Raw genomic sequence first — 10362 nt, 5'->3', positions numbered from 1 at the left:
GCCTCCTGCGCGTCCGGCGACCAGGCCCGCGCATCCCCCACCAGATCACTCACACACCGTCAACGAGCCTGAACTCAAAGCGTTTCGGATCAATATGGGCGGCCGCACGAACCTCAGCCTCCCAAATATCGCTATCCAGATAGTGGGTGTACCCCTTACCTTCGGCGAATCCTCTCAGGCCATTCTTACGAAGCCCCAATGCCACGTCCGTCGGGCATCCACCAGAATTATGAACTAGGACCGGCGTGTCCCCGGCCAGCACATAGTACGTGTGCTAACGGACCCTTCCCTACCTGCGTTTTCGCAGGTCGAGTGGCATTTGGTGGGCCGCTAGGGTGCGGGTTCGGCCGGGGTTATTCGTGGTTGTTGCCGTCACTACTGCCGTCAAGGCTCTTGGCGACCATGCCCGCCCGGTCGCTTCTCGGCGGCTCGGCCGTCGGTTGTCGGGGCGGCCCTCGGTCCCTGTCGGCGTGCGGCGGGTGGCTGGGGCGTTGCTTCCCGCCGGTGGCGACGTCGGCCACCACCCTCGGTGAGCCTGGCGAGGGGCGTTGAGGGTCGGCCCCCTGGTCAGGGGCGTTTCAAAGTCCCGGTGATCACGTGAGTCCGCAGGTTGCGGCGGTGCGAGGGGTGCGGGCCGGACCGTCACGAACGCAACGAAGCTCCGGTTGTACGGGGTGACCTTCCCAAGTCGCCCTGAACCACCGGAGCTTCGATGTGCCGCCAGTCTGCCACCGTCTGCCTGACCAAGTCGCCCGCTGTGGACGGCGCGGCGGGATTGTCGCTGGTGGAACGGCTGCGGCTGCTGCCCGATCCGCGTCGGCGCCGAGGGGTTCGTCACCCGTTCGTGGCGGTGCTGCTGGTTGCCGCCTCGGCGGTGGCCGCCGGCGCCCGCTCGTACGCGGCCGTCGGCCAGTGGTCCGCGAACGCTCCGCAGCACACCCTCGCCCGCTTGGGCGCCCGGGTCGTGGGTGCCCTGGGCGTGCGCGTCGCACCGAGCGCCGCCACGGTCCGGCGGGTCATCGCCCTGGTCTGCCCAGGCGGCCTGGCCGACCTGACCGGCACCGATCCGGCCGGCTCGGACTCGGTGGCCGTGGACGGAAAGACCGCCCGCGGCTCCCGGCACGGCACCTCGCCCGCCGCTCACTTCCTGGCCGCGACGACCGGCGGCGGCCGGACCGTCACCCAGCTGCGGGTTCCCGGCAAGACCAACGAGATCACCTGCTTCACCGCCCTGCTCGCGCCCTACGACCTGACCGGGGTTACCGTCACGGCCGACGCCCTGCACACCCAGCGCGACCACGCACGGTTCCTGGTGGAAGAGAAGAACGCCCACTACCTGCTCGTGGTCAAGGCCAACCAGCCCGAACTGCACCGCCGGCTGCGGTCACTACCTTGGAAGGACTGCACGGCGCGCCGATACGACCGCGAGACCGGCCACGGCCGCAGGGAGACCCGCGCCACCAGGGCCCTCACTGTCACCGGCCTCGCTCTGGACTTCCCCCACGCCGCCCAGGCCGCGCGCATCCTGCGACACCGCACCGACCTCGCCACCGGCAGATGCAGCCGCCAGACCGTCTACGTGATCACGGACCTGACCTCGCAGGAAGCCTCGCCCGAGCGGCTCGGCCGCCTCGCCAGGTCGCAGTGGACCATCGAGAACCGGCTCCACTTCGTCCGTGACACCGCCTTCGGCGAGGACGCCTCGAAGATCCGCACCGGCCGCGGCCCCGAGAACATGGCGACCTTGCGCAACCTGGCGATCAACACCCTCCGCGCTGCCGGACACCACAACATCGCCGCCGGCCTCCGGCATGCCTCCTACGAGCCCTTCACCCGCCCGCTCGACCTCCTGGGCATCGCCTGACCAGCAGACTCACAAGATCATGAGACTTTGCAACACCCCTGGCCCCCTGGTCGGCCCTGTGCCTGCGATCCGACCGTAGGACGGTCGTAGGCGATAGCTTGCTGCGCGACGCGCCCGGACTCCACTGCCGCAATGTTCCTACCGCCGGACCGAATTACGTGCTACTCGGGCCTGAGGTTGGCCGTTCGCCGATGCTCGGCACGGGCGTCAGTTGCTCGCCCAACGGCGGGTCGGTCGGCGACGGAGGTCCGCTCGGGCGGTCCGGGTCCGCCTTGAACCTCGTAGAGAAAATCTGAACGCAGGCTCTCGGCCCGCTCTCAGCCCGCCCGGCGCGGCGGGTCAGCGACCCTACTGGTCGCCGCCCGTCTCCAGGGCATGGACGCGGTGACGGAGGTCGGCGATCTGCTCAACGGCGTCGGCCAGGGCACGTTCCAGCACCTCGACGCGGGCCACCGTTCCGCCTGCGGGTTCGGTCGCCTCCCTGCCGTCTTGGTCATCAGCCTCGGCCTCATGGTCGGGGTGGGCGACAAAGGCGCCCTTGCCGGGGCGGGAGACCGCCCACCCGTCCTGCTTCAGCAGGGTCATGGCCTTCTGCACGGTCAGGCTGGATGCCCCGAACTCCCGCATCAGCACGGCCTGCGTCGGCAGCGCGTCACCCGGCCGCAGCCCGCCGGAGCGGATGCGCTCGCGCAGGGTCTCGGCGATGACCTCGAACGTCAGCGGTACCCCGCTGCCCGCCGGCCTGCGCCCGCGCCGCGTCGTCACCACGCCTGGTCACCCACGCTTTCCACGCCCTCTACCAGCAATATCCGGCCCGTCCAAGCCGGGAAACCGACCCCACACTACCCGCGTCCCGCCACCCGCAGAAAGGAATGAGGAAGGATGTACTTGAATGCGCCCGTGAGCCGATGTTAACGTCACGCACCCGCCGGTGATCACCACCGCGCCCCGCCGGCCAAGCCCCCTGGTCCGGCCCCCGCGCCCACCTTCGAGGCGCCCCGTTCCCCTGTGAGCCGATCACTTCGGCCTGCCCACGCCACCCCGCGCCGTACCGCTTCCGCGCTCCCGCCGAAAGGCCCCGTTCCGCATGCCCACACAGCTCCAACTCCCGTACACCGCAACCGTTCCAACTGCCTCGTGTCCATCGTCGGCGTTCACGACACCGACCTGCCCGGCGGACATCACCGCCTTGGCGGCAGGGCGGTCGGCGCTGGAGCGCCGCGCCAGGCTCGCCGCCAGGCTGGCGAAGCTCGCCGCCGTCGGCCAACTCGCACCCCTCGCACGACAGATCAGCACGCTCGGCGGCTGCGCGCACCCGATCCGTCTCACCGGGCACCGAACCCGTCTGGACAGCGCGACCGGCGAGACCCTCGACCACTTCGACTCCGGCCGACTCCCGGCGGGCGAACTGCTGGTCCGCTGCGGCAACCGTCGCGCCACCCGCTGCCCGGCCTGCTCGACCGTCTACCGCTACGACACCTACCAACTCATCACCGCCGGACTTCGCGGTGGCAAGACCGTCCCCACCAGCGTCGCCGCCCACCCCCGCGTGTTCGCCACCCTCACCGCACCCGGCTTCGGGCCCGTCCACAACCAGCCCGACACCGGCCGCTGCCACTGCGGCCACACCCACCCCGACGACGACCCGCTTCTCGGCACCCCGCTCGACCCTGAGCGGTACGACTACGCGGGGGCGGTGCTGTGGAACGCGCACGCCCCGGCCCTGTGGGCACGCTTCACCACCCACCTACGACGCGAGATCGCCAAAGCCGCCGGGCTCACCCAGCGCAGCCTGCGCCACCACGCGACGCTCTCGTACGCCAAGGTCGCCGAGTACCAGAAACGGGGCCAGGTCCACTTCCACGCCGTCATCCGCCTCGACGGACCCACGGGCCCTGGCAGCACACCGCCCGCCTGGGCCACCACCCAGCTCCTCGGCCACGCCGTCCGCGCCGCCGCCGCACGCACCCGCGTCCGCCACGGGGGCGAACCGCCGAAGCAACCGCAGCTTGCCGGGGACATCCCCGCGCCCCAGTCCCAAAGCTCACATCGGGGTGGGCGGTTGGTGTTTCGGTTCGGGCGGCAGATCGACGTCCGGGCGATCCGCGGCACCGACTTCACCGGCGACGGTCCGGTCACCGATCGGCACGTCGCCGCCTACATCGCCAAGTACGCCACCAAGGGAGCCGAGACGACCACTGGCACCCTCGACCGCCGCCTCCGCTTCCTCGCCGAACTCGCCCAGTACGACATCACCGACCACGCCCACCGCATGATCCACACCGCCTGGCACCTCGCCACCAAGCGTCGGCACGCCCACCTCCGCCTGCGCCAATGGGCCCACATGCTCGGCTTCCGAGGCCACTTCTCCACCCGCACCCGCCACTACTCCACCACCCTCACCCACCTCCGAGCCGAACGCACCGCCTGGCGAGCCGGCCGACCCGACCCCCAGACCCCAGCCAAGGGTGGGACGCAAACCGGCCAGACGGTCGCCACTCCGGTCAGTGACCGCGCCGGACACCCCACTGACCCGGCCGCCGGTCACCGACCCGGTCACGGTCATTCCACCGGTCACCGACCCGGTCACCGCGATATCGCCGCACGGCCCGACGGTTCGGACACGACGCTGGTCATCTCCCACTGGCAGTACGCCGGAACCGGCCTCCTGCCCGAACTCGAACACCTCGCCAACCTCCTGGCCGTGAAACGGCAGACCCGACCCGAGCAACCGACCCGAACCCGACACTCGAAGCGCTCCTGTGACCGCGCCGGTCACCCGGTCGGGCACTCCACCGATCGGCTGACCAGTGCCGCCCGGGCGGGGGCCATCGCGTGACCGCCGGCACGGAACTGCTGACGGTTCCCCAGGTCATGGCCCGCCTCCAGCTCGGCCGTTCCGCCGTCTACGACCTGCTCCGCACCCGCCAGCTCGCCTCGATCACCCTCGGCCGCGCCCGACGCATCCCCACACACGCGCTCGCCGATTTCATCCGCACCCGCCTCGACCAGGAAGCCGCCTGATGACCACGCCCCGCGACAACCCCGCCTCCCGCCGCACCCGGGCCAACGGCGACGGCACCGTCTACCAGCGCAAGGACGGCCGCTGGGAAGCCGCCGGATACGTCCTTGCCCCCGGCAACGCCCGTCGCCGAGTCCGCGTCTACGGCACCACCCGCAAGGACGCCCTGGCCAAGCTCACCGAGAAGATCGCCGCCAGCAACCGCGGCCTCCCCGTCCCCTCCGTGCAAGGCAGCGTGGCCGCGTACCTGACGTACTGGCTGGAGAACGTCGCCCTCCACCACCTGCGCGAAACCACCCACACCCGCTACACGGCCTGCGTCGACCGGTACCTCGTCCCCGGCCTGGGCAAGAAGAAGCTGGCCAAGCTCTCCGCCAAGGACGTCCGCACCTGGCTCAACCAGCTCCGCACCGCGTGCCAGTGCTGCGCGCGTGGCATCGATGCAAGCCGTGATGAGCCCCGTTGCTGCGCCGTCGGAACGTGCTGCTCCAAGCGGCTGTCTCCGCTGACGCTCACCTACATCCACTCCGTGCTCAAGTCCGCCCTGGAGCACGCCGTCCGCGAGGAAGAGATCCCGCGCAACGTCGCCCGCAACGTCCGCACCGGCACCCCGCGGCCCCGGCGCTTCGAACCTTTCACCGCCGACGAAGCCCGCCGGCTCCTCACCACCGCCCAGGGTCACCGGTTGCACGCGCTGTTCGAACTCGCCCTCCACACCGGACTCCGCAAGGGCGAACTCCTCGGCCTGCGCTGGGAAGACCTCGACCTCGACGCCGGCACCGCCGCGATCCGCCGAACCTTGCAGCGCACCGCCGCAGGCGGGCTCACCACGCTGCCCACCAAGACGCGGGCCTCCGAGCGCCGCATCGCGCTTCCCACCCGCTGCGTCCAGTCGCTGAAGCTCCACCATGAGCAGCAGAAGGGCGAGCGTGATGCCGCGGGCACCACGTGGCAGCACGACGGGCACGTGTTCACCACGGCGCAGGGCCGACCGATCGACCCGACCAACCTCACCCGCGCCTTCATCACGCTCCTCCGCAAGGCCGGCCTCCGCCGCATCCGCTTCCACGACCTCCGGCACTCGACCGCCACCTTGCTCCTGGAGCAGGGGGTTGAGCTGGTCGTGATCAAGGAACTTCTCGGCCACGCCCACATCGGCGTCACCGCCACCGTCTACGCGCACGTCCGACTCCGCCTCCAGCGAGACGCCATCGACACCCTCAGCACCGCACTCGACAGCCCGGAGACCACCAAGACGGTCAGCTCCGACGGCGACGAGCCGCCACCCTGCGCCGCCCTCGTCCGCTGACGTTGCCGTCAACTACTGCCGTCACCCCACGCAGAAGCCCCGCCAGGACGCACCTGGCGGGGCTTCATCTTTGCTGAGGCTATCTGACTTGAGTGCGATGAAATCGCTTTGAGCAACCACGTCTTGCGACTCAGCATTCGCAGAGTTTAACGCTCCGTAAACATCTTACGGAGATTCCCCGTCAGGTGTTCACGAATGCGGAACCCCTCTTGACCAGAGTAAGGCAGGTTTTCAACAAACGAAACCCTGACCAATTCCCTGACTGCGCAATCGCCATGCACGTACGCATCCTCGATGAAATTGATCAACCGAATCCCGATGGCTTCCTCGGTCGAACTCTGGCCAGCCTCACTGAACAAACCTACCGCCCATCGGACGACGTCTGCCAGGAAAACGTGGGAGAGGAACTCTTCGTAGAACTCCACATGCTCGGAATGCAAGCTCTCAAGCTGTGGAAAGTTCTGAAGGAGGCCATGAAAGAACTGATCTTCGTTCATCTCCATCAATTCCCTGCGAGGGCCGACTTGAGGTCGGCAAGTAGGCTTCTCGCCACGATCAAGTCGTGCGGGTCGCCGTCTCTGTGATTCCTTGATATCCACTTATTCAGCGCCTTGGCGTACTGGTTCCCCTTGGCTACATGGTTGCGGCCATGTACGAGTTGACCTGAGCTGAGCTCCTCGCGAATCGCCGACATCGTCGTACCATCTCCAGTTCGGGCCGTATTGGTCGTCCCCTTATAGAGATCGTCAACCAAGTTCTGAAGCTTGGAATCAGAGACGCTTGGCGTTGGCAGGATGCCGCAGTTGCTGTTGTGAACGAGTACCGGCGTCTTGCCCGCCAGCACATAGTACGTGTGCTACGCGACCCCTCCCCGCCTGCTTTTTCGCAGGTCAACGGTGGTTTGACGATCCGTCGACGTCCGTAGATGTGCGCTGAAGTCCGTGGTTGTTGCCGTCACTACTGCCGCCAGAGGTGTAGACCAGTCGTGCTGTTGTCGGCCGCGCGCGTGATCCTACTGCCATGCTCCGGGCTCGGCGCGGACGACGGTGCGGGTGGTCTGCTCGTACGACTGGTGGCCAGTCTGCGCGCAGTGTCCGGCGATCCAGCGCGTAAGTTCCTCAGAGGTGTGCAGCTCGCCGGACGCGGCGGCGCAGTCCCGTTCTTCGCCGGTGACGCAGACCGCCTCGAAGGTCGGCAGCGCCATGGGGTCGGTCACGGTGGTCACGTGGTACTCGCGGAAGCGGTAGCGGGTGGCCTTGCCCATCAGCCTTCCCCCCGCCCGCTGAGGTGACCGACGCTGGCAGGTTCACCCTCCTCAGCCGCCTCCTCCTGCGGCGCCGGGATGCGCTCTCCGCGCGACTGGGCGACCCTGAGCGCGTCCGACAGGGCCTCGGTCAGCCGGCAGGCGAGCCAGCGGTACTCGATCGCCGACTGCGCCTGGGCACCGGGGGTCAGGACGCCCCGGGCGTAATCCAGCAGCTCGTGACCCATGCCGAGTTGCACGGTTTCGATGCCGTCGGCGAGCGTCGAGATGTAGCCCTTGCCGTCGGTGCTCAGATAGCAGGGGCGCCCATCCTCGGTGGTCCATGGCAGCAGGCGGGGTCCCGCCATGCCCGACGCCGCTTCGTGCAACTCCCTGCGACGCAGACGGTCCGCGTCGCTCCTCGGCATGCCCATAGTGGATCTCCGGCCTTGGTCGCTGGAACAGGACACGGCGACCGTAACGACCTGACTACGCATCAATCCACGGATCCAGCAGGGCAGATCGCAACGCAAGGTCCGCGAACTGCCACGCTGCGTAGCACCTATCCGACGACGCCCAGGTAGCCGGCCATCTCGCGCATGTCGCTGGTCAGGGTGCGCTTACGCTTGCTCAGGATGTCCTGCATGGTCTCGGCCGCCGAGTTCTGGTGCCTCAGCCACTCGGGGGCGGCTTCACGAGCGCGGGTCAGCTCGTCCATGGCCGCCGACAGGTCTCCGGTTCGCGTGTGGGCGCGCGCCATGTCGAGGGTGAAGCGGTTCCCGTCGTTCGTGCTGGGCCTGCCCAGTCGCTTCCACGCCTTCGGCGACAGCTCGACCTCTTCGCCGGCCTTGCGCACCACCGCGCGGGCGTCCCCGATGACCATGGAGTCTTCGAGTGCCTTGATGGCGGCGGTCACCGGTCCGAAGACGGACCAGTGCCGGGAGACGTTGCGGTGCGCGGTGCCGACGGCGGTTGCCGCCACCCGCGCTGCCTTGCGGTACTCCTTGGCCTCGTCCGGGCGGTTGTTGCGTGCCGCCGCAGCTGCGGCTTCCATGGCCAGACCGCCCCACACCGCGTAGTGGTCGGGCTCAGCTCCGGTGATCTTCGGCTCCACCACATCCATGCTCTGGGCGGCGATCCGCTCCGCCTCCTCCAGCCGGCCTTGCCGCACCAGCAGCCAGCACATGCAGCCGACCCCGGAACCGGCCGCGAGCAGGTCCCCGCCCTCCCGCGCGTCCGCGATGGCTTCTCGCAGGGCCGTGTAGGCGATGTCGTACTGCCTCACCTGCGTGAGGTACGTGCCGGCCAGGCGCAACGCCTCGGCTCGGGCAAGCAGGGCTTGCCGGTGCTCGTCTCCGCTGTCGTAGTGGGCGACGGCCCGCGCGGCGTCCCGCAACAGGCCGGGCAGTTGGGCGGCGACGCTCTTGTAGCTGTCGGAGAAGTACAGCACCCGCGCGTCTCGAACCGTTCGCGCGTAAGCACGCAGGTTCGGTTCCTCGCCCACGGCCTGGGCGTCCTGGTCCACCAGCCCCACCGCCGGGGTTAGCGCGGCGCGAAGCTGGATGAGGTTGAGCCGGTTCGGCTCCTCCGCCCGTCCCACGGGCTCCGGTGCGTCGGACGCGACAAGTGCCGCCGTGGGGATGCCCAGAGCGCGGGCCAGAGCGTGAAGCGTCTCCATACGGACCGTTCCGCCTTGCTCGACCTTCCGGACCGTCGCCGGGGACAGGCCCGCCGCGTGAGCGAGCTCCTCCTGGCTCATCCCGGCGCGGCGCCGGTACTTCCGTACGTTGTCCGCGAGTTCCATCGTCATCTGCTCACCACCTCCAGCGCCACGGTACGCCTGATGGGCACCGGGCTCTCTGGGCAGATACCCACCCGAGACGGTGACCCACCGCCACGCGTAGCCTCGGGCACGCGGTTGACTGGAACGGCGCGGCGCGGGTGGGGTCGGCAGGTCGGCGGGGAGCCTCGCTCCGTGCCGGAGGCGACATCGGCCACCGTCCTCGGCGAGCCCGGAGATAGAAGCGGGTCGGACCCCTGGCCGACCCTGTTGCCCGCGATCCGGCCGTAGGACGGTCGCAGGCGACAACTTGCTCCGCGTCGCGGGCAAGGAGTCCATAGCCCACAACTTGCTCCCATCGGGCACCAGTCGAGCCCCCGCTCGCGACCCGGCGGACCGCTGACCGCCGACACCCGTGAAGACCTCGGGGCCGGTCCGACCCTGGGTCGGTCGGCGACGTCGGGCCACCTCCAGCGGGCGGGGCCCGCCTTGAACCTCGTAGAGAAAATCTGGACGCACAGCTCCAGCCCCTGGCGGTCCAGCGGGCGACGGGTCAGCAATCTCGCTCGGTGCCGCCCGCTTCGAGGGCTTCGACGCGGGCACGCAGGGCGGTGAGCTGATCAAGCGTCTGGGCCAGTGCCAGCTCCAGCGCCTCGACGCGCGCCGCCGTCCCGCCGACGGGCGCGGGCCCCGCCTCCCCGTCATCTGAGTCGCCGTCGGCGTCGGGGTGGGCGACGAAGGCTCCCTTGCCGGGGCGGGAGATCGCGTAGCCGTCCTGCTTCAGCAGGGCCATGGCCTTCTGCACGGACAGGCTGGAGGCCCCGTACTCCGCCATCAACACGGCCTGCGTCGGCAACGCGTCCCCGGGCTTCAGCCCGCCGGAGCGGATCCGTTCCCGCAGGGCCTCGGCGATGACCTCGAACGTCAGCAGCACCGTGCCGCCCGCCGGTCTACGCCCCCGCCGCCCCACCGTCACCGCAGGTCACCCCACCTTCTCTGCGCCTCTATCACCGAAATCCGGCCCGTCCAAAACGGAAGACCGGGGCCACAGTACTCGCGTCCCCACCGGCCACGAAATAGATGAGGAGGGATGCACTTGAATGCGCGCTTGAAGCGATGCTACCTTCACGCACCGCTGGTGAAC

11 protein-coding genes are annotated in these 10362 nt (G+C 69.2%); 4 read left to right on the top strand and 7 right to left on the bottom strand.

From position 1 onward, the window contains the following. Positions 1-712: 712 nt before the first annotated feature. Entirely contained in the window at positions 713-1864 is a 1152-nt protein-coding gene (locus ACWFR1_RS35100) for an ISAs1 family transposase (protein WP_453558670.1), read from the top strand. Positions 1865-2212: 348 nt separating this feature from the next. Here the strand turns inward: ACWFR1_RS35100 and ACWFR1_RS35095 are convergent, their stop codons facing one another. Next, on the bottom strand, positions 2213-2632 hold the full coding sequence (locus ACWFR1_RS35095; protein WP_453558667.1) for a GntR family transcriptional regulator: 420 nt from the start codon (positions 2630-2632) through the stop codon (positions 2213-2215). Positions 2633-2951: 319 nt separating this feature from the next. Between ACWFR1_RS35095 and ACWFR1_RS35090 the strand changes: the two genes are divergently transcribed. Genes ACWFR1_RS35090 through ACWFR1_RS35080 form a run of 3 tightly spaced genes read left to right on the top strand, consistent with a single transcriptional unit; the run spans position 2952 to position 6195 of the window. Beyond that, positions 2952-4703: a replication initiator gene (locus ACWFR1_RS35090; RefSeq protein WP_453558664.1), complete on the top strand. Its 1752-nt coding sequence runs from the start codon at positions 2952-2954 to the stop codon at positions 4701-4703. Beyond that, positions 4700-4888, top strand: coding sequence for a helix-turn-helix domain-containing protein (locus ACWFR1_RS35085; protein WP_453558661.1), 189 nt, complete (start codon positions 4700-4702; stop codon positions 4886-4888). The genes ACWFR1_RS35090 and ACWFR1_RS35085 overlap by 4 nt, the downstream gene beginning before the upstream one ends. Then, complete coding sequence (locus ACWFR1_RS35080; protein WP_453558658.1) at positions 4888-6195, top strand: tyrosine-type recombinase/integrase; 1308 nt, start codon at positions 4888-4890, stop codon at positions 6193-6195. Before ACWFR1_RS35085 ends, ACWFR1_RS35080 begins: the two co-directional genes overlap by 1 nt. Positions 6196-6341: 146 nt before the next feature. Here ACWFR1_RS35080 and ACWFR1_RS35075 read toward each other — a convergent pair whose 3' ends face one another. From ACWFR1_RS35075 to ACWFR1_RS35050, 6 genes are all read right to left on the bottom strand, one after another. Continuing rightward, the gene (locus ACWFR1_RS35075; protein ID WP_453558655.1) at positions 6342-6692 is read right to left on the bottom strand and encodes a DUF7674 family protein; all 351 of its coding nucleotides are present in this window, start codon (positions 6690-6692) and stop codon (positions 6342-6344) included. Between the two features lie 5 nt (positions 6693-6697). Further along, positions 6698-7039: a hypothetical protein gene (locus ACWFR1_RS35070; RefSeq protein ID WP_453558652.1), complete on the bottom strand. Its 342-nt coding sequence runs from the start codon at positions 7037-7039 to the stop codon at positions 6698-6700. Between the two features lie 168 nt (positions 7040-7207). Then, positions 7208-7459 carry a DUF7848 domain-containing protein gene (locus ACWFR1_RS35065; protein ID WP_453558649.1) on the bottom strand — a complete coding sequence of 84 codons (252 nt, stop codon included), beginning with the start codon at positions 7457-7459 and terminating at the stop codon, positions 7208-7210. Beyond that, on the bottom strand, positions 7459-7872 hold the full coding sequence (locus tag ACWFR1_RS35060) for a hypothetical protein (RefSeq protein WP_453558647.1): 414 nt from the start codon (positions 7870-7872) through the stop codon (positions 7459-7461). The genes ACWFR1_RS35065 and ACWFR1_RS35060 overlap by 1 nt, the downstream gene beginning before the upstream one ends. A gap of 128 nt (positions 7873-8000) precedes the next feature. Beyond that, a complete protein-coding gene (locus ACWFR1_RS35055) occupies positions 8001-9248 on the bottom strand; it encodes a helix-turn-helix domain-containing protein (RefSeq protein WP_453558644.1) in 1248 nt (415 codons plus the stop codon). A 523-nt stretch (positions 9249-9771) separates the two neighbouring features. Next, entirely contained in the window at positions 9772-10152 is a 381-nt protein-coding gene (locus ACWFR1_RS35050) for a winged helix-turn-helix domain-containing protein (protein WP_453558641.1), read from the bottom strand. Between the last annotated feature and the right edge of the window lie 210 nt (positions 10153-10362).

Source organism: Streptomyces sp. NPDC055103 (assembly GCF_053607625.1).
This window is presented reverse-complemented; position numbering and strand designations above follow the sequence as displayed.

Bases quoted from the DNA above. Each gene is read 5' to 3' on its own strand.
- ACWFR1_RS35100 (WP_453558670.1), top strand. From the start codon at position 713: ATGTGCCGCCAGTCTGCCACCGTCTGCCTGACCAAGTCGCCCGCTGTG.
- ACWFR1_RS35090 (WP_453558664.1), top strand. From the start codon at position 2,952: ATGCCCACACAGCTCCAACTCCCGTACACCGCAACCGTTCCAACTGCC.
- ACWFR1_RS35080 (WP_453558658.1), top strand. From the start codon at position 4,888: ATGACCACGCCCCGCGACAACCCCGCCTCCCGCCGCACCCGGGCCAAC.
- ACWFR1_RS35075 (WP_453558655.1), bottom strand. From the start codon at position 6,692: ATGAACGAAGATCAGTTCTTTCATGGCCTCCTTCAGAACTTTCCACAG.
- ACWFR1_RS35065 (WP_453558649.1), bottom strand. From the start codon at position 7,459: ATGGGCAAGGCCACCCGCTACCGCTTCCGCGAGTACCACGTGACCACC.
- ACWFR1_RS35060 (WP_453558647.1), bottom strand. From the start codon at position 7,872: ATGGGCATGCCGAGGAGCGACGCGGACCGTCTGCGTCGCAGGGAGTTG.
- ACWFR1_RS35055 (WP_453558644.1), bottom strand. From the start codon at position 9,248: ATGACGATGGAACTCGCGGACAACGTACGGAAGTACCGGCGCCGCGCC.